At 70.2% G+C, this 21,558-nt stretch carries 15 protein-coding genes; 3 read left to right on the forward strand and 12 right to left on the reverse strand.

Going from position 1 to position 21,558, the window contains the following annotated elements; all coding sequences use genetic code 11:
• Positions 1–7: 7 nt before the first annotated feature.
• Positions 8–1,108 carry an LCP family protein gene (locus ABZ441_RS29945; RefSeq protein ID WP_358979862.1) on the reverse strand — a complete coding sequence of 367 codons (1,101 nt, stop codon included), beginning with the start codon at positions 1,106–1,108 and terminating at the stop codon, positions 8–10.
• A gap of 337 nt (positions 1,109–1,445) precedes the next feature.
• Here ABZ441_RS29945 and ABZ441_RS29950 point away from each other — a divergent pair, with 337 nt between their 5' ends.
• A complete protein-coding gene (locus ABZ441_RS29950) occupies positions 1,446–2,564 on the forward strand; it encodes a hypothetical protein (RefSeq protein WP_358979864.1) in 1,119 nt (372 codons plus the stop codon).
• Between the two features lie 81 nt (positions 2,565–2,645).
• Here the strand turns inward: ABZ441_RS29950 and ABZ441_RS29955 are convergent, their stop codons facing one another.
• From ABZ441_RS29955 to ABZ441_RS29995, 9 genes are all read right to left on the reverse strand, one after another.
• Positions 2,646–4,652 carry a glycosyltransferase gene (locus ABZ441_RS29955; protein WP_358979866.1) on the reverse strand — a complete coding sequence of 669 codons (2,007 nt, stop codon included), beginning with the start codon at positions 4,650–4,652 and terminating at the stop codon, positions 2,646–2,648.
• Positions 4,653–4,688: 36 nt separating this feature from the next.
• Positions 4,689–6,185, reverse strand: a complete 1,497-nt coding sequence (locus tag ABZ441_RS29960; RefSeq protein ID WP_358979868.1) for a bifunctional cytidylyltransferase/SDR family oxidoreductase — start codon at positions 6,183–6,185, stop codon at positions 4,689–4,691.
• A 58-nt stretch (positions 6,186–6,243) separates the two neighbouring features.
• Positions 6,244–8,268 (reverse strand): hypothetical protein, encoded by a 2,025-nt coding sequence (locus tag ABZ441_RS29965; protein ID WP_358979870.1) that lies wholly within the window; start codon positions 8,266–8,268, stop codon positions 6,244–6,246.
• Between the two features lie 315 nt (positions 8,269–8,583).
• Positions 8,584–9,609 carry a signaling protein gene (locus tag ABZ441_RS29970; protein WP_358979872.1) on the reverse strand — a complete coding sequence of 342 codons (1,026 nt, stop codon included), beginning with the start codon at positions 9,607–9,609 and terminating at the stop codon, positions 8,584–8,586.
• A gap of 160 nt (positions 9,610–9,769) precedes the next feature.
• On the reverse strand, positions 9,770–11,902 hold the full coding sequence (locus ABZ441_RS29975) for a 3-hydroxyacyl-CoA dehydrogenase NAD-binding domain-containing protein (RefSeq protein WP_358979874.1): 2,133 nt from the start codon (positions 11,900–11,902) through the stop codon (positions 9,770–9,772).
• Positions 11,899–13,119: an acetyl-CoA C-acyltransferase gene (locus tag ABZ441_RS29980; RefSeq protein ID WP_358979876.1), complete on the reverse strand. Its 1,221-nt coding sequence runs from the start codon at positions 13,117–13,119 to the stop codon at positions 11,899–11,901. Before ABZ441_RS29980 ends, ABZ441_RS29975 begins: the two co-directional genes overlap by 4 nt.
• 280 nt (positions 13,120–13,399) lie before the next feature.
• Positions 13,400–14,674, reverse strand: coding sequence for an HRDC domain-containing protein (locus ABZ441_RS29985; protein ID WP_358979879.1), 1,275 nt, complete (start codon positions 14,672–14,674; stop codon positions 13,400–13,402).
• 116 nt (positions 14,675–14,790) lie between these two features.
• Positions 14,791–15,453, reverse strand: coding sequence for a response regulator transcription factor (locus ABZ441_RS29990; RefSeq protein ID WP_069169388.1), 663 nt, complete (start codon positions 15,451–15,453; stop codon positions 14,791–14,793).
• Between the two features lie 220 nt (positions 15,454–15,673).
• Positions 15,674–16,333, reverse strand: coding sequence for a DUF3000 domain-containing protein (locus ABZ441_RS29995; RefSeq protein WP_358979882.1), 660 nt, complete (start codon positions 16,331–16,333; stop codon positions 15,674–15,676).
• A 158-nt stretch (positions 16,334–16,491) separates the two neighbouring features.
• On the opposite strand from ABZ441_RS29995, the gene hemE reads away from it, so the two are divergent.
• Positions 16,492–17,535 carry a uroporphyrinogen decarboxylase gene (gene hemE / locus ABZ441_RS30000; protein WP_358979904.1) on the forward strand — a complete coding sequence of 348 codons (1,044 nt, stop codon included), beginning with the start codon at positions 16,492–16,494 and terminating at the stop codon, positions 17,533–17,535.
• On the opposite strand, the gene ABZ441_RS30005 is transcribed toward hemE, so the two are convergent.
• Both ABZ441_RS30005 and ABZ441_RS30010 read right to left on the reverse strand, forming a co-directional pair.
• On the reverse strand, positions 17,536–18,924 hold the full coding sequence (locus ABZ441_RS30005) for an FAD-dependent oxidoreductase (protein WP_358979884.1): 1,389 nt from the start codon (positions 18,922–18,924) through the stop codon (positions 17,536–17,538).
• Positions 18,925–18,976: 52 nt separating this feature from the next.
• Positions 18,977–19,939 (reverse strand): DUF4349 domain-containing protein, encoded by a 963-nt coding sequence (locus tag ABZ441_RS30010; RefSeq protein WP_358979886.1) that lies wholly within the window; start codon positions 19,937–19,939, stop codon positions 18,977–18,979.
• Positions 19,940–20,066: 127 nt separating this feature from the next.
• On the opposite strand from ABZ441_RS30010, the gene hemG reads away from it, so the two are divergent.
• A complete protein-coding gene (gene hemG / locus ABZ441_RS30015) occupies positions 20,067–21,554 on the forward strand; it encodes a protoporphyrinogen oxidase (RefSeq protein WP_358979888.1) in 1,488 nt (495 codons plus the stop codon).
• Positions 21,555–21,558 lie beyond the last annotated feature (4 nt).

Genomic DNA, 21,558 nt, shown 5'->3' on the forward strand with positions numbered 1-21,558 from the left:
CCGGTCGTCAGCCGCCGGTGGCCGGAGACTTCTTCGCCGACTCGGGAATCGTGCCGTCCGCGCGGATCGCCTTCCAGAGACTGCCGGCCTGCGGCTCGGCGGCGACCACCCGGTTCGGGTCCTGCTTGTCGTAGGCGACCGGCAGCATGATCGTCTCCATCGACGCGGGATCGACACCGTTCATCGAGCGGGCGAACTCACTGAGCGAGGTCAGGGAGGCGAGCCCCTCGTCGGTCGTCAGCGACTTGGTCGCGGAGTTGGCGATCTTGTACGTGGTCGTCGGACTGCCCAGCAGGTCCTGCGACTTGATCTCGGTCAGCAGCGCGAGCAGGAACTGCTGCTGGAGCCCGATGCGGCCGAGGTCGCTGCCGTCCCCGACGCCGTGCCGGGTGCGGACGTAGGCGAGGGACTCGGTGCCGCTCAGCTTGTGCGTACCGGCGGTGAGGTCGAGGCCCGAGGCCTCGTCCTTGATCGGTTCCTCGACCTTGACGGTCACCCCTCCGATCGCGTCGACCAGATCCTTGAACCCGGCGAAGTTGATCTCCAGGTAGTGGTCGATGCGGACCCCGGACATCTTCTCCACGGTCTTCACCACACAGGCCGGACCGACCTGCGAGTAGACCGAGTTGAACATGACGCGCTCGGCGGACTTCATCGTCGAGCCGTCCGACTTCGTGCAGTCGGGCCTGGTCACCAGGGTGTCGCGCGGGATGGACACGGCGACGGCCTCGGTGCGGCCCTCGGGTATGTGCACCACCAGAGCGGTGTCTGACCGCGCCCCGCCGACGGCGCCACCCCCGCCCAGCTCCTGGTTCTCCGCCCCGGCGCGTGAGTCGGAGCCGAGGACGAGCAGGTTCTGGCCGGTGGTGGGGAGCTTCTCGGGACGGTCCTCACCGAGCGCCTTGTTGATGTCGACGCCCTTGATGTTGTTGTCGAGATCCTTGAACATCCAGTACGCCGTGCCGCCGCCCGCGAGCAGCAGCACGAGGAGCACCCCGAGCGTGATCTTGAGGCCGCGGCGGCGCTTGCCGTCCTTCTTACGCCCTCGCTTCGGTGCTTCCGCCCGTCGAGAGGCGCGCGGGCCCGGGGGTACGGCGTCGTGGCTCATCCTGCACGAGTCCCTTGTTCTGTGGCCCGTGAGGGCTGGGTGCGGAGTTGGGGACTCGGGTGGGGCCGGTCCACGCATGTGGGGGGCTGGCCGAGAAGTATAGACAAGCTTTCGAATCTTGTGTAAATCTTCGCCCGATCTTCCATCTTTGTGCACGCCAGCCATGTTTATGAGCCTTCTCGCCGAACCATGTCGACGACACCGGTATGTGATGGGTCCTGGTGTTCGGTGATCGGGTGGAGATTCTATGATGAGCGCATCCGGCCTGCCGGGTTCCGGGACGCACAAGCGGATCCGGACGGGGCCGAGGAGCTTCGCGGAAGGACGACCTCACGCCATGCCGGTCAGATCGAGGCGCACTGCCCAGGGGAGGGCCCCTGCTCAGGGTGCCGATGAGCAGAAGACCTCGCGTCACCGCGCGCTGGGGGCCGCACGTGGACAGTGGCTCGTGCTGGGCAAGGACGGCCGGCTCACCGCGTACGCGTTCGGCTCCGAAGGGGTGCTGCGCTGGACGGAGAGCCGCCCCGGAGGCACGTCGTGGACGGGGCCCGAGCTCCTTCCCGTGGCGGGCCTGACCTACCTGTCGGTCGTCCAGGGGCAGGACGGCTTCGTGCACCTCGTCGGCCGCCGAGCCGTGCACAGGGGCGGCGGTGACGTCGTCGATCTGGTGAGCGCGACCCAGTTCCAGTCGGGCCGCCCCGCGACGCAGTGGCACTCACTGGGCAATCCGCACGCAGAGCAGGAGAAGGCGGCGGGGCTCGGTACACCGACGCCCGCGGTCAGTGCCTCCGGTATGGTCCACGTCTTCGTGCGCAATGCGGGCGGCAGCCTGATGGTGCGTCGTGAGAAGGCGGGTGGCACGTGGCACGCCTGGCAGGATCTCAAGGCCAAGCCCGCACTCGACGGGACCGCGGCCGCTGTCACGGAAGCCGGACGCGTCTCGGTCCTGGCTCCCACCCGCGGGGCCACGCTGTACCTGCGTCAGCACGAGCCCGATGGAAGCTACCAGCGGGATCAGGACATTCCCTTCGGTCACACCCCGGGCACCGCCGTCGGACTGGAGACGGCGCCCGACAGGGTGACCTACTACTGGGCGGACGATGCCACCGGCGGCATCGTGGCCTACCGCCCCGGGACGTGGGCGATCCCGCTGGGCGGCTCCTCCTCGCCCGATCCGGTCGCAGCTCTGCGCGCCCCGCTCGACGGCTACGACTGCACCGTGCTGGCCCACCGTGCCCCGGACGGTCAGGTCATGCTCACCGCGTGCGGCACGGAGAACGAGGGAGGGGGAGTGTGGTGGTCACCCACCGGCGAACACTGTGTCGGCGGACCCGCGCTCGCCTGCGACGCCTACGGCCGGGTGGTACTCGCCCTGGTGGACGAGGACGGCGCACTGCGTATCGCACGTCAGAACCGCGAGCCCGGGCTCGCACTGGAGCCTTCCGTCCGTGTCTGACATGAGCTGAGCCGAGCCGGGTTGCGGCTCACTCGAGCCCGCCCTCGTCCGGATGGCGACCGCAGGTGCCGGCGACGGGGCTCAGGACATCAGCTTCAACCCGATCGAGAGATAGTTGCTGTCCGTGTAGTACGGGTTGTACGTCACCGAGCGGCCCTCCACCGTGGTGACGTTCGGCTTCGCGTAGACGTGGACGGGCTTGCGCTGCACTATGTCGTCGCCGAAGCGGCCGAGCCTGAGCCGGTGCGACTGTCCCGAGACGGTGAGATTCTCCGGGATGCTCAAGGAGAGGTCCCATATCGTGTCGACGTCGATCATCCTGTCGGCGTACTGCTGGAGGTCGATGGTGAAGCTGGCGCCTCCGTTCGAGAACGCGCAGGGTATGGCGAAGAAGGAGCCTGCGTTCTTGCGGCTCTGGGCGATGATCTGGGCCCCCTGGCCCGCAGCATCCACATGCGGCCCGCCCTGGGCGGCCGTGACACCCAACGCGTAGAGCCGCACAACCAGATGGGAGCCGTTCGTCTCGACGGAGAGCACTTCCGCGTGGGCGGGGAACTCGCGGGACACGATCTGGAGGTACCCGCCGTCCGCCGAGCGCGTGAACGACCTGAAGCTCACCGGGCTCGCCTCCGCGGGAGCGGAGATGAGGGAGTTCGCCGAGCTCTGGAGCTCCGTGACCCGTACGCGACGCATGACTCCGTCGTCCTCGCGGCGCAGAAGTACGTTCCAGGTGCCGCTGGTCAGGCGGAGCCTGGCCGGAACGGAGGCGTACAGATGTCCGTTCGCCGTGTGTTCCACAGGGGCGGCCATCAGCGCCTGCCGGCCGTCCGCCGCGTTGACGCACAGCACCGAGAAACGTTCACCGGGTGCACGCGCGGGGTCGATGACGAACTCCAGGTCTCCCGCCGACGTGGCACGGCACAGGGCTTCCGGGCGGTAGTCGCGTGCGGTCAGCAGCTGTGAGAGATAGGCCTCGTAGCTCTGGGCCTGTGACTCGTTGCTGTAGAGCCGGGACTTCTCCACGGCGTTGGCGCCGAGCCGCGCACGCAGTTCGGCGTCCCCGAGCAGCCAGTCGAGGTTCTTGGCGAAAGCGTCGACGTCACCGACCGGAGACAGAGCGCCGTCCACGCCGTCCGAGATGATCTCGGACGGGCCGTGCGGACCCGCGGTGCTGAGGACGGGTACGCCACACGTCATGGCCTCCACGATGGTCAGCCCGAACGTCTCGTCCGTCGACGTCGAGGTGTGCAGGGCCGCCTTCGCCAACTCCTCGCGGAGATGCTTGGTGTGGCCCATGAGGAGCACGCGCTCGTTCGCGCCCAGGCTGTCGATCAGCTTGCGCAGTTTCGCCTTCTCCTCCCCGCTCCCGTAGATACGCAGGGTCCAGTCGGGGTACTTCCTGCCGAGCTGGGCGAACGCGTTGACGAGGAGGTCGAACCGCTTCCAGTCGACGAGCCTGCCCGAGGCCGTGACGATGCGCGACTCGCGGACTTCCGCACGCATGAACGTGCTGGTGACGGCGTTGGGGATGGCGTGGAAGAGCGTCCCGACAGCGCCGTACGCGTCCCGGTGCGTCTGGGCGTCCTTCGCGGTGACCGTGACGAAGCCGTCCAGCCGGGGGATGGCGGCGTCCAGCATCTTCCGCGAGGAGGCGGTCTGGTGGTGGTAGTGGGTGTGGGCCTGGCCCAGGGTGATGTACCGCCCCGTACCCAGTGAGGTCAGCAGCGCGATGGTGTTCGGCGCGGTGGCGATGACGACGTCCGCGTCGGTCCCCTGCAGATAGGCGGCGGCACGCTCGTCCATGAGCCGGCTGTAGCGGTTCTTGTCATCGGCCTTGAAGCCCGTGCAGTGATCGGACGCCACGGAGTGCTGCGGGTTCTTCAGGTCCGCGGAGCCGTTCCGCGTGTCCACGAGGGTACGGAGTCCGACGCCCGGTGCGTACCGGAGCGGCGGTGCGTCGTGGTACTGGAACACACTGACCAGCTCGACCTCGTGCTGCCGTGCGGCGAGGGAGTTGGCGAGGGTCTGGGTCGCGACCGACGTGCCCGCCTGCCCGTAGGCGCTGTACATCAGAAAGGCGATCTTCAAGGTGTCTCCTGGATCAGTGGCACTGCTGAGTGCGGCTCACAGCGCCTGGTTCTCGGAGCGGGTCAGCACCTTCGAGAGGGCGGACTCGAAGGCGGAGCCCGGAAGCGACATCGGGTCCTGGCGGCGTACGTCGATCACGTGACCGGTCATGCCGGAGAGGAGGACGTCCAGGGAGCTGCGCGCGACTTCCTCGGAAGTGAGCAAGGACCCGGCGGGCTCCTGGCCGAAGGCCTTCGTCCGCATCGGCGTGGCGGTCCGCTCGGGGTTCACGCAGTTGACCCTGATCCCGTCCTCGGCCCATTCGTCCGAGAGCGCCTGGGTCAGGTTCACCATGGCGGCCTTCGTGGAGGAGTACAGGCTGTACTCGGCGCGCCCACGTGTGTAGCTGCTGGAGGTGAAGAGCAGCAACTGTCCCTTGCTCTCCGCGAGGTACTTGTAGGCCGTGCGCGCGATGTTCACCGGAGCGAGGAAGTTGACCTGCATGGCCTCCCGGACGGTCGCGTCGTCCGTGGCGTCGAGCCGGCCGACCCGCAGCACGCCCGCGGTGTTGACCACGTAGTCGATACGTCCTGTCTCCGCGTAGGCGCGGGAGAACGCCTCGTCGACCTGGTCGGGGTTCTCCACGTGGGTGCCCGTGGTGGATCGTCCGAGCGCGTGGACCCGGGCTCCGTACTCCTCGGCGATCCTGGCGATGTCCGCACCGATCCCGTACGAGCCACCGAAGACGAGCACGGTGCGGCCCGACAGCCGGTCCCGGTAGAACTCCTCGGCGCCGTGCGCCGGGGCGGTGGTCGAAGCGAGCTGGAACAGCTTGTCGGCGATGAAGACGTCCACCGGCTGAGTGATCTTCATGTTGTACTCGTCGCCCGTCACCACGTGTACGGGGACGTCGGGCAGGTACTTCACGACGACCGAGCAGTCGTCGGTGGCCTGGAAGAGCGGATCGGCCGCCGCCAGTTCGTAGGCACGCCGGATGGTGGACAGGCGAAACCCCTGAGGGGTCTGACCGCGCCTGAGCCTGGCACGGTCCGGCACCTCGGTGATGAACTCGCCGTCGTCACCGTGGGTCCGCGTCACGATCACCGTGTCGGCCGAGGGGATGGCCACGTCGACGGCCCGGTAGCGCTCCAGCGCCTCGACGCACTCCGTGATCACCCGCCGGGACAGCAGCGGGCGTACGGCGTCGTGGAACAGCAGGTTGCAGTCCTCGTCGCCGTCGAGGAGGGCAGCAGCCGCCTCGATGGCCAGCGTGGTGGTCCCGCTCCGGGTCGTACCGCCCGCGATGACGTGGGACACCTTGCGGAATCCGGCCCGGGCCACGATCCGCCGGGCCTCGGCGACGTGGTCCGGCGTCATCAGGACCAGGACGTCGTCCACGTCCGGGGCAGCCTCGAAGATCTGCAGAGTGTGCTCGAGGATCGGCTTTCCGGCGATCTTCAGAAGCTGCTTCGGTATGGACAGTCCGATGCGCTGCCCGGTACCGCCGGCAAGGACGACAGCGACGGTACGGCGGCGGGTCGTGCGGGAGGTCAAGACGTTCTGCTTCTTTCAGGAAAGGGCGAGGTGCGCGATGCGGGAGGAGTGCGGGCGGTCATGCCGGCTGGCGTGGCTGCCGGCCGGGCTCGTCGGAGAACTCCGCGAACGCCGGGTGCTCGACCGGGAAGTCCTCGAGCCCGCGTCGATAGAGGTCGTTCGCGGCCTCGGCGAATCGCACGGTCGACGGCGGGTGGTCCGGGCCGAGCAGGTATTCCTTGAGCTGCTCCCGGTACGGGGCCATGACGTCCTGGTCCCGGGAGAACATCGCTGTGAGTGCTTCCTCCAGGCCGTCGCACTCGCGGTCCAGCAGATACGAGGCGTAGGCGGTCCGCTGCTCGTTCCTGAACTCCGCGTCCGGGAGCCCCTCCAGGTTGAAGATCGCGTACGGTTTCCTCGTCGCCACGAAGTCCGAGACCACGCTCGACATGTCGCCGATGAGCAGGTCCGAGTGGTTGAAGCAGTCGTACAGGGAAGGCACCCTCTCCGTCACCACGTGGTGGGCGTCCACGGGCAGTGAGTCCCAGTAGAGCGTGCCGGCCTGGTCGCGGAACTTGCGGATCCGGGCAGTCCGTTCCTCCTCGGACAGGTCCGGGTACTTGGACCGGACCCCGCGCTCCTGGAGGGCGGTGAGCCGCTTGTCTATGCGCGCCAGCCTGCGGGCGGCGGCCTTCGAGTCCATGACCTTCCGGCCGAACCGGCGGGTGTTGTCCTCCTGGAGGAGGGCGATGATGCGCCGGTGCGCGGCCGCCGCGGCGGGTGAACGGGTGCCGGTCAGTGGGTGGGGCTTGTAGATGACCCGCAGCTTGCGCTCGTGCGAGAGCAGCAAGCGCACGAGGTGCTCACCGGCGGGGATGACCGAGGTGTAGCAGGCGTCGTCGGTCCAGCCCTCCCAGGTGGGAGCGTAGATGACGGTGGGTGTCTCGTGATTGACCGAGCCGGTCCACCGGCGCAGGGGCATCAGCTGCGGACGGCCGACCTCGACGATCTGGTGGGCGGAGACGGCGTGCTTGATGCGTTCGTAACGGTCGCGCCCCGCACGGCCGGCGACCCAGATCTCGTCGAAGACCTTGCTGACGCGGTTGCTGCTGGCCAGCTTGTCGCTGTCGCCGTGGCCGATGAAGACGTGCTTGACCTCGTGGCGCTGCAGCATGTGCACGTTCTTGCCGGCGTTGCCCGGGTAGAGGGTGACGCGCAGCTCCGGCATCTCGACCCGGGCCAGGTTCTCGGCCTTCGGGACGCAGATGACCGGCACGGAGGTGGCGTCCAGGTAGCGCAGGGTCGCGCGCTCGCGCAGGACGATGATGGGGCGCAGGTCCAGCCCCTCCAGCGACTCCAGCCACATGTTCACCTGGTACATGAAGTCCCGTGACACCGCGGCGAAGGTGAAGTACAGCGCGACCTGCGGCCGGTACTGCGAGAGCTGCCAGTTGAGCTCGTCCAGGGCCTCGTCGGGGCTGGGCAGGATCAGCGCGTTCTTGGCGCCCGGCAGCAGAACCAGCACCGCGACGAAGGCGAACCAGACCGTCGCGATCCCACCGAAGGTCACGTAACGCCAGTCGTCCGAGGCGATCGTGCCGATGGCGCCGGCGACCAGTGGGACGTCCAGGTGCAGCATCTTGCGGACGTGCTTGTCCATGAGGAACGGGTGCGGCAGGCGCCGGATGCCGAGCGCCTCGAGGTCCAGCCCGCGGGTGGTGAAAGGCAGCGCCGAGCGTTCGGACCGGACCCGCTTGAGCAGAGCCCCGTAGACCAGCTGCATGACGAAGAGGAGGAGCAGGCCCACCGCCGTCATCTGCACGACGAACGAGTCGAGGTCGATCATGACGCCGCAGAGGGCCAGCAGGAGGAACTGCCGTATCAGGAAGCGGATGGTCAGACCGAAACGCGAGTCCCTGAGGCGGTCCAGCGTCGAGGACTGTGCGGTGTGAAGGAGGAGGTCCGCCCCGTAGCTGACCGCTGCGGCGTAGGCGAAGACCGGGAGGGAGACCATCACGACCGCCGCCATCATGGCGACGAAGCTGCCCACCAGTGCGGTCGTGATCAGAATCCCGAGCGCGGCTTGGCGCTGTGGCTTGCCCATCTGGGGACAGCCCCTCCTTCAGTGATCTTGTGCGAACGCACGGCGACGGTGCCGGCGGGAGACAGGGGTGCCGCACGTCATCACAGTGGGGGCCGGTCCGCGGGGGTCTATCCGAGGGGCGGACGGTGTGTCAGGAGCTCGTGAAGCATCAGAGCGAATATTAGACAATCGTGAAAGATTTGGTGAACTTTCAAACGGGAAAAGTCGAATATTTGATGACTGGATACCGAACAGTTATGAATTGCTCGCTTCTTGTGATCGCGCGCATGTGAATCATCACGTTGAGTGACGGCTGTGCGGTGAGGTCGCTCCTCGTCAGGAAGGGCACGCGTAGACCGCGAGATTCCGGCGATCGTCGGATTTCACCGAGAAGGCCACGCAGAGTCCCGGCTCGCCCCCCGGCCGGACGGCGAGCCCCTCGGGCTCCCGGAAGTGCAGGCCGGGCGCCACGGACACCTTGCGCCGCCCGGCGGTCCTCCCGCTGCGCATGTCGATGGCCGACACGTAGGTGTCCCCGCCGGACTCCGGCGGATTGTCGCCTTCCGCGTCCGTGTAGGGGGTCCCCGTGAGCTGGTAGATGTGATCCCCGTGCGCGGTGCAGCCCTGGAGCGTCTCGCCGCTGCGCAGGGCGGGGTTCCGCAGGTCGAGCAGCGGCCGGTACGAGCCCGAGAGGAACTCGTCCAGGGCATAGACCGCGTAACGGTGGGACCTGCCGGCCCAGTGGCTCACCAGGACGCGCCCGGCGGCCGTGTCGACGGCCGGATGGATGCGGTGGCTGTGGGGCAGGGGCCGGTGATGGCGTACGGAGGGTGACGTGCTGTCCAGTACCGTGCCGTGGCGGAAGGGGATCCTGGCCACCGCACGTCCGTATCCGGTCCGTGTGTCGGCGTCGGATTCCACCCAGAGCAGCGGGACCTCGCCGGAGGGCTCCACGCCCATCGAGATCCCGTGCCCGAATCCCCGCAGATACATGTGCCGCGGCGCCTCTCCGCCGCCGGGGTACGCCGTGACGCACATGTCCCCGGCCAGTCGCCGTGCCTTCCCGGACGCGGCCCGCTCCTCGTCGGGCAGCCGGATGCCGTCCTGCATGACCTGGAGCGCGTAGAGCCGGCCGCGTTCGTCGAACGCGATCGACTGCGGCCCGGTGATGTCGTGCAGCGGAGTGGGGCGCAGCAGTTCGGAAGCCGCGTCGACATCGAAGTGTCCGACCACGCCCCGGGGAGTGGGTGTGCGCTGCTCACGCCTGCCGAGTACCACGCCGACGCCTGTGGCGGCGACCAGGGTGCCGCCGCCCGCGAGCAGCATCGCTCTCCGGCTCGTCGGTCTCTCGTTGCTCGACATGACCGCCCGTGACCGTCGTTTCTCCCGGGAACGGGAAGCCGCCCGAGCTATGGGGTGAGATGCGACATTCTGTCACGAGCTCGTCGAGTCAGGGCGCCCGGGCACGGCGAAGGGTACGACTCGTGCCCGAGCCGTACCCTTGCCGCTTGCGCTTCGGGTGTTACGCCGGGACGCTCGCCACGCCCTGCTCCAGGAACCGCTTCCCGTTGACCCGCTCGGAGACGCCCTCACGGTCCAGGTACGGCGTGATGCCGCCCAGGTGGAAGGGCCAGCCCGCGCCGGTGATCAGGCAGAGGTCGATGTCCTGGGCCTCGGCGACGACGCCCTCGTCCAGCATCAGGCCGATCTCCTGCGCCACCGCGTCCAGGACGCGGTCGCGGACCTGCTCCTCCGTCAGGACGGTGTCGCCCTGCTTGAGGAGAGCCGCGACCTCCGGGTCCAGCTCCGGCTTCCCGGAGTCGTAGACGTAGAAGCCGCGCTTGCCGGCCTTCACCACGGCCGCGAGGTTCTCGGAGACCGTGAAGCGCTCCGGGAAGGCGCGGTTCAGGGTCTCGGAGACGTGCAGACCGATGGCCGGGCCGACCAGCTCCAGCAGCACCAGGGGGGACATCGGCAGGCCGAGGGGCTCGATGGCCTTCTCCGCGGTCTCGACCGGGGTGCCCTCGTCGATGATGTTCTGGATCTCGCCCATGAAGCGGGTGAGGATGCGGTTGACGACGAACGCCGGGGCGTCCTTCACCAGCACCGCGGTCTTCTTCAGCTTGCGGGCGACACCGAAGGCCGTGGCCAGCGAGGCGTCGTCGGTCTGCTCGCCGCGGACGATCTCCAGGAGCGGGAGGATCGCGACCGGGTTGAAGAAGTGGAAGCCGACGACCCGCTCGGGGTTCTTCAGCTTCGACGCCATCTCGGTGACCGAGAGGGACGAGGTGTTCGTGGCGAGGATCGCGTGCGCCGGGGCGACCGCCTCGACTTCGGCGAACACCTTCTGCTTGACGCCGATCTCCTCGAAGACGGCCTCGATGATGAAGTCGGCGTCGGAGAAGCCCTCCGCCTTGTCCAGCACACCGGAGACCAGGGCCTTGAGGCGGTTGGCCTTGTCCTGGTTGATGCGGCCCTTGCCGAGCAGCTTCTCGATCTCGGCGTGGACGTAGCCCACGCCCTTGTCGACGCGCGCCTGGTCGATGTCCGTGAGGACGACAGGGACCTCGAGGCGACGCAGGAAGAGCAGCGCGAGCTGGCTGGCCATCAGACCCGCGCCGACGACGCCGACCTTGGTGACCGGGCGGGCCAGAGCCTTGTCCGGAGCGCCGGCCGGGCGCTTGGCGCGCTTCTGGACCAGGTTGAAGGAGTAGATCCCCGAGCGGAGCTCTCCGCCCATGATCAGGTCCGCGAGGGCCTGGTCCTCGGCGTCGAAGCCGGCGCCCAGGTCGCCGGACTTCGCTGCGGCGATGATCTCCAGCGCGCGGTACGCGGCGGGGGCCGCGCCGTGCACCTTGGAGTCCGCGATCGCCTTGCCGCGCGCGACGGCCTGGTCCCAGGCGTCACCGCGGTCGACCTCGGGACGCTCCACCGCGATCTCGCCCTTGAGGACGGCCGCGGTCCAGATCAGCGACTGCTCCAGGAAGTCCGCGCCCTCGAAGAGGGCGTCGGCGATCCCGAGCTCGAAGACCTGCTTGCCCTTGAGCTGGCGGTTCTGGTTCAGCGAGTTCTCGATGATCACCGAAACGGCGCGGTCGGCGCCGATCAGGTTGGGGAGCAGCGCGCAGCCGCCCCAGCCGGGGACCAGGCCGAGGAAGACCTCGGGCAGCGAGAACGCGGGCAGCGCACTGGAGACGGTGCGGTACGAGCAGTGCAGCCCGATCTCGACGCCGCCGCCCATCGCCGCGCCGTTGTAGTACGCGAACGTCGGGACCGCGAGGCCCGAGAGACGGCGGAAGACGTCGTGGCCGCCCTTGCCGATGGCCAGCGCGTCCTTGTGCTCCTTGAGGAGCTCGACGCCCTTGAGGTCCGCGCCCACCGCGAAGATGAACGGCTTGCCGGTCACACCGACACCGACGATCGTGCCCTCGGCCGCCTCCTTCTCGACCTGGTCGACGGCGGCGTTCAGGTTCGCCAGCGACTGAGGGCCGACGGTGGTCGGCTTGGTGTGGTCGAAGCCGTTGTCCAGCGTGATGAGGGCGAAACGGCCCGCGCCGCCCGGCAGGTCGAGGTGGCGTACGTGCGCCTGCGTGACGACCTCGCCGGGGAACAGCTCGGCCGCGCCCTTCAGAAGCTCAGTGGTGGTGGTGCTCACTTGTTGCCTCCGTCGAAGTTCGGGTTCTCCCAGACGACCGTCGCGCCCATGCCGAAGCCGACGCACATGGTCGTCAGGCCGTAGCGGACCTCCGGCTGCTCCTCGAACTGGCGGGCCAGCTGAGTCATCAGGCGGACGCCGGAGGATGCGAGCGGGTGGCCGTAGGCGATCGCGCCGCCGTACTGGTTGACGCGCGCGTCGTCGTCGGCGATGCCGTAGTGCTCGAGGAAGGCGAGCACCTGGACGGCGAAGGCCTCGTTGATCTCGAAGAGGCCGATGTCCTCGATGGAGAGACCCGCCTTGGCCAGGGCCTTCTCCGTCGCCGGGATCGGGCCGTAGCCCATGACCTCCGGCTCGACACCCGCGAAGGCGTACGACACGAGGCGCATCTTGACCGGGAGGCCCAGCTCGCGGGCGGTCTCCTCGGACGCGAGGAGCGAGGCGGTGGCGCCGTCGTTGAGACCCGCGGCGTTACCGGCCGTCACGCGGCCGTGGGCGCGGAACGGGGTCTTCAGGCCGGCCAGGGACTCCAGGGTGGTGCCCGGGCGCATCGGCTCGTCGGCGGTGACCAGGCCCCAGCCCGTCTCGCCGACGGCCGGGTCGGTGCGGCGCACGGAGACCGGCACCAGGTCCTGCTGGATCTTGCCGTTGGCGTACGCCTTGGCGGCCTTCTCCTGCGACCGGACCGCGTACTCGTCGGCGCGCTGCTTGGTGATCGAGGGGTACCTGTCGTGCAGGTTCTCCGCGGTCATGCCCATGAAGAGGGCGGACTCGTCGACCAGCTTCTCCGACACGAGGCGCGGATTCGGGTCCACGCTCTCGCCCATCGGGTGGCGGCCCATGTGCTCGACACCGCCGGCGATGACGACGTCGTACGCGCCGAAGGCGATGGAGCCGGCCGTCGACGTGACGGCGGTCAGGGCGCCCGCGCACATGCGGTCGATGGAGTAACCCGGGACCGACTGCGGCAGACCCGCCAGGATTCCGGCGGTACGTCCGAGAGTGAGGCCCTGGTCGCCGATCTGGGTGGTCGCGGCGATGGCGACCTCGTCGATCTTCGCGGGGTCCAGGTCCGGGTTGCGGCGCAGCAGCTCCCGGATGGCCTTCACGACGAGATCGTCGGCGCGGGTCTCGTGGTAGATGCCCTTCGGGCCCGCTTTGCCGAACGGGGTGCGGACGCCGTCGACGAAGACGACGTCCCGGATGGTACGAGGCACGGTGGCTCTCCTCCAGGGTGCGGGATGGCACTGCTGCGGGCGCACGCATCGGCACGCCACGCCCCTCATGCTACTTGCGGGTAACCGGACTGCCCACCCCCCATCACCGGAGCGGCGAACGTCACACACCCTGGGGCGTCGCCGGTGGCCAGGGAAGGCCGGGTAACTGGCGTGAAATCGATCCTGCTGGATGAGGCCGCCCCTGGGGTGCTCCCGACACGCGTGCGCCCCCGTGCCGGATCTGTCGTCCGTCAGGGGGGGGGCACACGTGTGGGACGTGTCAGGCGCTCGTGTCCAGGGCCCGCAGCAGCAGGGGGCCGACCTGCTCGATCTGCCAGTGGCGCGCACCGTGTCCCGCGAGCGCGGTCTCGACCGCGTCCGGGGTCAGGGCCTTGGGCGGCTCCCAGCACACCCGGCGCACGGTGTCCGGGGTGATCAGGTTCTCCTGCGGCATGTGGAGCCGCTCGGCGAGCTCGGTCACGGCGGTCCGGGCCGCCGACAGCCTCGCCGCGGCGGCCGGGTCCTTGTCCGCCCAGGAGCGGGGCGGCGGCGGGCCCGCCGGCTGCTGGCCGGGCTGGGGCAGCTCCGACTCGGGCAGTTCCCTGGCCCGGTCGACGGCCGCCTGCCACTGCTCCAGCTGACGGCGCCCCATCCGGTGCCCGAAGCCCGGCAGCGCGGTGAGCGCCTGGACGTTGGCCGGCAGAGCCAGGGCGGCCTCGATGATCGCGGCGTCACCGAGCACCTTGCCGGGCGAGACGTCACGGCGCTGCGCCACCTGGTCACGAGCCGTCCACAGCTCCCGTACGACCGCGATCTGACGGCGGCGGCGCACCTTGTGCATGCCCGAGGTGCGGCGCCACGGGTCCTTGCGCGGGGGAGCGGGCGGTGCCGAGGCGATCGCTGCGAACTCCTCCAGCGCCCACTCCAGCTTGCCCTGCCGGTCCAGTTCCTCCTCCAGGGCGTTGCGCAGATCCACCAGCAGCTCGACGTCGAGCGCGGCGTAACGCAGCCAGGGCTCGGGAAGCGGGCGGGTGGACCAGTCGACCGCGGAGTGGCCCTTCTCCAGGGCGTAGCCGAGGACGTTCTCGACTATGGCGCCGAGGCCGACGCGGGGGAAACCCGCCAGCCGTCCGGCGAGCTCCGTGTCGAAGAGCGAGGTCGGCGTCATGCCTATGTCGCGCAGGCAGGGGAGGTCCTGGGTCGCGGCGTGCAGGATCCACTCGGCTCCGGTGAGCGCCTCGCCGAGCCCCGACAGGTCGGGGCAGCCGACCGGGTCGACCAGGGCGCTTCCCGCACCCTCACGGCGCAGCTGCACGAGGTAGGCGCGCTGCCCGTAGCGATAGCCCGAGGCGCGCTCGGCGTCGACGGCCACGGGGCCGGTGCCGGCGGCGAAGTCCGCGATCACCCGCGCCAGCGCGTCGTCGGTCGCCACCACCGGCGGAATGCCCTCGCGCGGTTCGAGCAAGGGGATCGGCGCCGGGGCGACGTCGTCCGGGGGGGCGCCCCCGGTGGTTCGCAGTGAAGTGTCTTCTGCGGTCTCTTGGGCGTCGGTCACATGCCAAGGGTATCTGTGTATGCGCGCTGCCCGCCGACGGAACGTTCCGTCGACGGGCAGCCATGCGCGTAAACCGGCCGGATACGCATCCGTGCAGGTGCCGGCGGGAGGAGGGGTCAGTGGATGATGCCCGTGCGCAGTGCCACGGCGACCATTCCGGCGCGGTCACCGGTGCCGAGCTTGCGGGCGATGCGGGCGAGGTGGCTCTTGACGGTGAGGGCGGAGAGGCCCATCGAGACGCCGATGGCCTTGTTGGACTGGCCTTCGGCGACCAGGCGGAGCACCTCCACCTCACGGCCGGAGAGTTCGCGGTAGCCGCCGGGGTGGCTCGGGGAGCCGGGCGGCCTGCGGTGCATGCGGGCGGCGTTGGCGCCGATCGGCGCCATGCCGGGACGGGTGGGGTGACCGATGTTGGTACGGGTGCCGGTGACGACGTAGCCCTTCACCCCGCCCGCGAGGGCGTTGCGTACGGCGCCGATGTCATCGGCGGCCGAGAGGGCGAGGCCGTTCGGCCAGCCGGCGGCTCGGGTCTCGGACAGCAGGGTCAGCCCGGAACCGTCGGGCAGGTGGACGTCGGCAACGCAGATGTCGCGTGGGTTGCCGACGCGGGGGCGGGCCTCCGCGATGGACGACGCCTCGATGACGTCACGAACCCCGAGTGCCCACAGATGGCGGGTGACGGTGGATCGGACGCGCGGGTCGGCCACGACGACCATGGCCGTCGGTTTGTTCGGGCGGTAGGCGACCAGGCTTGCGGGCTGCTCGAGGAGAACGGACACCAGGCCTCCTGGGGAGTGGCGGGGACGGGCCGGCTCGGGGATGAAGCCGGGGCGAACCGTGCTTGAAGGGTCATTGACCTCTTCGGCAGCAGGTGCGTCCTCCTTTAGGGGAAGATCACGATTTAGTGAGTAACAATTCGGGCAAATAGGACGCGCGATCGATTGTACGAAAAGAGAGCCGGTCCTCGTGCGACCGGCTCTCCCGAAAGGTGACGCAGCGTTATGAGACCTGGGGTCCGCGCCTCTGGGGCAGGGTCACCACCGCCGCCTCCGCCGCACCCGACGGCGGCAGGCCGGCGAGCTGGCAGAGCAGATCGCCCCACGCGACCAGATGCGCCCCCGCGTCCGGGACCCCGCCGCGCCCCTCGCGGGGAGTCCACGAGGCCCGGATCTCGATCTGCGTGGCCGGGCGGCGCGCGGAGAGCGTGCCGAAGTAGTGCGAGCCGGCGCGCGTCACCGTGCCGCCGGCCTCCCCGTACGAAAGCCCCCGGGCGTCCAGTGCCCCCGTGAGCCAGGACCAGCACACCTCCGGAAGCAGCGGGTCGGCCGCCATCTCCGGCTCCAGTTCGGCCCGTACGAGCGTCACCAAGCGGAACGTGCCCTGCCAGGCGTCGTGCCCGGACGGATCGTGCAGGAGGACGAGGCGGCCGTCGGCCAGGTCCTCCTCGCCGTCCACGACGGCGGCCTCCAGTGCGTACGCGTGCGGGGCCAGGCGCTTCGGCGGCCGGGTGGGCTCAACCTCCAGTTCGGGGCGCAGACGGGCGGAACGCAGCGCGTCGATCGCCGACCGGAACGCGAGCGGGACGGTTTCGCCGTCCGCACCCTCCTCGCTGTCAGTGCCATCGGAATGATCGGAAAATTGTCCCTGAGCCGGAGCCATGCCGGGAAGAGTAGGCGGAACCGGAGCGCCGTGCAGGGAGGGACACCCATGCGGCGTCCGGCTTATGGCCGCTCCGTGCGAAGATTCTGTGCGTGAGTGCCAACGACCTTCCCCAAGAGCTCAGCTCCGTCCGATCAGGGGAGGGCCCGTCCTCGGGCCTGCGGACGTCCCCCGCCACCCATGAATCGGCCTTCCTCAAGGCCTGCCGCCGTGAGCCGGTGCCCCACACCCCGGTCTGGTTCATGCGTCAGGCGGGACGCTCGCTGCCCGAGTACCTCAAGGTCCGCGAGGGCATCGCGATGCTCGACTCCTGCATGATGCCGGAGCTCGTCACCGAGATCACTCTGCAGCCGGTGCGCCGCCACAAGGTCGACGCCGCGATCTACTTCAGCGACATCGTCGTGCCGCTCAAGGCCATCGGCATCGATCTCGACATCAAGCCCGGTGTGGGCCCGGTGATCGCCGAGCCGATCCGCACCCGCGCGGACCTGGCCCGGCTGCGCGACCTCACGCCCGAGGACGTCCCGTACGTCACCGAGGCCATCGGGATGCTCACCGCCGAGCTCGGGGCCACACCGCTGATCGGCTTCGCCGGTGCGCCGTTCACGCTGGCGAGCTACCTCGTGGAGGGCGGCCCGTCCCGCAACCACGAGCGGACCAAGGCCATGATGTACGGCGACCCGCAGCTCTGGGCGGAGCTGCTCGACCGGCTCGCGGAGATCACCGGCGCGTTCCTGAAGGTCCAGATCGAGGCCGGCGCCTCCGCGGTCCAGCTCTTCGACTCCTGGGTCGGCGCCCTGGCCCCTGCGGACTACCGCCGCTCGGTGATGCCGGCCTCGGCGAAGGTCTTCGACGCCGTCGCGTCCTACGGCGTCCCCCGCATCCACTTCGGCGTCGGCACCGGAGAGCTGCTCGGCCTGATGGGCGAGGCCGGGGCGGACGTCGTCGGAGTCGACTGGCGCGTCCCGATGGACGAGGGCGCCCGCCGGGTCGGCCCCGGCAAGGCGCTCCAGGGCAACCTCGACCCGGCGGTGCTGTTCGCGCCGACCGAGGCGGTGGAGGAGAAGGCCCGCGAGGTGCTCGACGCGGCCGCCGGTCTCGAGGGCCACATCTTCAACCTCGGGCACGGCGTCATGCCGACCACCGACCCCGACGCCCTCACGCGCCTGGTGGAGTACGTCCACCAGCAGACGTCCGTCTGATCAGGCGTCCTCCCGGAGGCTCGCCCGCACCGCCGACACGGCCTTGCGGGCGGCCACCAGGACCGGGTCCCAGACCGGGGAGAACGGCGGGGCGTAGCCGAGGTCGAGGGCCGTCATGGCCTCCACCGTCATCCCGGCGGTGAGCGCCACGGCCGCGACGTCCACGCGCTTCGCCGCTCCCTCGCGGCCGACGATCTGTACACCCAGGAGCCGGCCGGTGCGGTACTCCGCGAGCATCTTCACCGTCATCGGCTTCGCGCCGGGATAGTAGCCGGCGCGGCCCGTCGACTCGATCGTCGCCGTGACGTAGCGCAGACCGACCGCCGTCGCGTCCTTCTCCCGTAGCCCGGTCCTGGCGATCTCCAGGTCGCACACCTTGCTCACCGCCGTACCGACCACGCCGGGGAACGTGCCGTAGCCGCCCCCGACGTTGGACCCGATGATCTGCCCGTGCTTGTTCGCGTGGGTGCCGAGCGCGATGTGCCGGGTACGGCGCGCCACGAGGTCCATGACCTCGACGCAGTCCCCGCCCGCCCAGATGTCGTCCTGCCCCGTGACCCGCATCGACAGGTCCGTCAGAAGACCGCCGTGCGGTCCCAGCGGCAGGCCCGCCTCGCGTGCCAGGCCGGTCTCCGGCTCGACGCCGATGCCCAGCACGACGACGTCCGCGGGGTAGGTGTCCCCGTCCGTGGCGACCGCGGTGACCCGGCCGTCCGGGCCGGTCTCGATCCGGGTGACCGTTGCGCCGTTGACCGTGGTGATGCCCAGTCCGTCCATCGCGTCGTGGACCAGGCGGCCCATGTCCGGATCGAGCGTCGCCATCGGCTGGGCTCCCCGGTTGAGCACCGTCACCTCGAAGCCGCGCTTGAGCATCGCCTCGGCCATCTCGACGCCGATGTAGCCCGCCCCGACGACGACCGCCCGCCTGCCCGGCGCCCGGTCCAGCGAGGCCAGCAGCGCCTGTCCGTCGCCCAGGGTCTGTACGCCGTGGACGCCCGGAGCGTCGATCCCCGGCAGGTCGGGGCGCACCGGCCGGGCGCCCGTGGCGATCACGAGCTTGTCGTAGCCCGTCCAGTACGTCTCACCGTTGCGGTGGTCCAGCGCCCGTACGCGGTGCCCGGCGACGTCGATCTCCGTCACCTCGGTGCGGGTGCGCAGATCGATGGAGCGGGCCCGGTGCTCCTCGGGTGTGCGCGCGATGAGGGCGTCCGGCCCCTCGACGTCGCCGCTCACCCAGTACGGGATGCCGCAGGCGGAGTACGAGGTGAACTCGCCGCGTTCGAAGGCGACGATGCTCATCGCCTCGGGCCCCCTGAGCCTGCGGGCCTGCGACGCGGCGGACATGCCCGCCGCGTCGCCTCCGACGACCACCAGTCGCTCCGTCGCCATGCCGGGTCCCTTCGCCGCCGTCGAGCAGGATCAGGGGCCCACGCTACGGCGCCTACGGGGCGGGTGGGACCTCGGACGGCTCCGTGGTCTGCCGGGGCGTCGTACGGTGCCGGGGCAGACGGCCGCGCAGCAGCCGCCACAGGACCGACAGGACGGCCGCGGCGGCCAGGAACGGAGCCGTGGCACCGATCGCCACCGCGATCCAGCGCAGCATCGTCACGAACGCGTCCCAGCCGCCGGCCAGCGCGTCCACGAAGCCGGTTCCCTCGTCCTCGGGATCCCCGGCGCTCCCCTCCGGTTCGCCGAGGTCGAGGGTGATCGTCGCCAGCGACGTACGGTCCTTCAGCGATGCCTGCTGGGCGAGCAGGGACTCCAGGTCGGCCTGGCGGCTGCTCAGTTCACCTTCCAGCGCCACCACGTCGGTGATCTTGCCGGCCCTGTCCATCAGGTCGCGGACCCGGGCGACGCTCGCCCGCTGGGTGGCGATCCGGCTATCGACGTCGACGACCTGCCCCGTCACGTCCTTCGCCCTGGACGTCCGGGACAACAGCTTCCCGGTCCCCGCGAGGCTGCTCAGCACCTCGTCGTAGCGGGCCTGGGGCACACGCAGGACGAGGTGGGACGTGTCGTGGGTGTCGTCGACCCGTTCCGTGGTCTCCTCGGCGACGAGACCGCCGGCGTCCACCGCGACGCCGCGGGCTGCGGCGACAGCCTTGGGCACGCTCCTGACCTCGATGTACAGCGTGGCCGTCCGGATGACGTGGACCGCGGCCGCGGAACCCTGATCCGGCGCCGACGAGGCCTTGCCCGCGGGCCTCTCGGCCGATCTCGCACCGGCACCCGCCGCGTGGTCCGCCGCCGCCTTGGCGCCGGACGCCGTACCGCTGTCGGACGAGGCACCGCACGCGCCGGTGGTCAGCAGGACCGCGAGCAGCCCGGCGGCGGCCAGCACACGCGGCCGGCGGCGTGCCGGCCGGGTCGGCGGGTGGCTGTCCGTGTGTCGTTCGTATGGCATGAGCGTCCCCCCAGGGCGTGTTGTCCATGGCGCAGGTTCGACGTCCCGGTGCCGTCCTCGGGTTGCCGTCCTTGGGTTTCGAAGTGGTCACGTTCGGGACTCGGGACGGGTTTGAGAGAGTGGACCCATGCAGCGTCCTCTTCAGCGCGACACCACACGCACGGGCCATGCCGTCGTCATCGGCGGCGGCATCGCCGGACTCGCCGCGGCCCACCGGCTGTTGGCCTCGGGTCTTCGGGTCACCGTCCTGGAGGCCACCGCGCGGCTCGGCGGCAAGCTGATGACCGGCGAGATCGCGGGCACCCGGGTCGACCTCGGCGCCGAGTCGATGCTCGCGCGGCGGCCCGAAGCGGTCGCGCTGGCGACCGCGGTGGGGCTCGGCGACCGGCTCGGGCCGCCCGCCACCGCCACCGCGTCGGTCTGGACCCGCGACGCCCTGCGCCCCATGCCCAAGGGACACGTGATGGGCGTGCCGGGGGACCCGTCGGCGCTCAGCGGTGTGCTCTCGCCCGAGGGCCTCGCCAGGATCGCCGAGGAGCGCGAACTCACCCCGACCGCCGTCGGTGACGACGTGGCGGTCGGCAGTTACGTCGCCGACCGTCTCGGCCGTGAGGTCGTCGACCGGCTGGTGGAACCGCTGCTCGGCGGGGTGTACGCGGGCGACGCCTACCGGATCTCGATGCGTGCGGCCGTGCCGCAGCTCTTCGAGGTTGTGAAGGAGGGTGGCCCGCTCCTCGACGGCGTACTCCGCATCCAGGAGAGGGCTGCCGCGCGGCAGCGGACAGGACCGGTCTTCCAGGGCATCGAAGGGGGCATCGGCACCCTGCCGGGCGCCGTGGCCGACGCCGTGCGGGCCGGGGGCGCCGAGATCCTCACGGAGACCCCGGTTCTCGGCCTGACCCGGACCGGCGAGGGCTGGGACGTGCGCACCGACCGCCGGGTGATCACCGCTGACGCCCTCGTCCTGGCCACTCCCGCCTGGTCCGCGTCCACACTGCTCGCCGCCGAGTGCCCGGCGGCCGCCGTCAAGCTCGCCGCCGTCGAGTACGCCTCGATGGCCCTGGTGACCATGGCCTTCCGGCGCGCCGACATCGCGGGGACCGACGCACTCCGCGGACGCTCCGGATTCCTCGTACCGCCCGTCGACGGTCGCACCATCAAGGCCGCGACCTTCTCCAGCAACAAGTGGCAGTGGGTCGCGGACGCGGCCCCCGACCTCTTCGTGCTGCGCACCTCCGTCGGACGCTACGGCGAGGAGGAGCACCTGCACCGTGAGGACTCCGAGCTCGTCGCCGCCTCCCTCGGTGACCTCGCCTCCGCGACCGGACTGACCGCGCGGCCCGTGGACACCGAGGTCACCCGGTGGATCGGCGGGCTGCCCCAGTACCCCGTGGGGCACCTCACCCGGGTCGCCCGGATCCGCGACGAGGTCGCCAAGCTGCCCGGTCTGCGGGTGTGCGGAGCCGTGTACGACGGCGTCGGGATCCCGGCCTGCGTCGCGAGCGCCCACCGTGCGGCGGACGAGATCGTCCAGGACCTCACGGGCGGGCACGCGGGGGAGATCGACAACACGCCGACCCGGGTTCGGGGCACGGGGAGCGAGGCGGGACAATAGCCGT

The organism is Streptomyces sp. NPDC005752, from assembly GCF_040630715.1.
GTDB lineage: Bacteria > Actinomycetota > Actinomycetes > Streptomycetales > Streptomycetaceae > Streptomyces.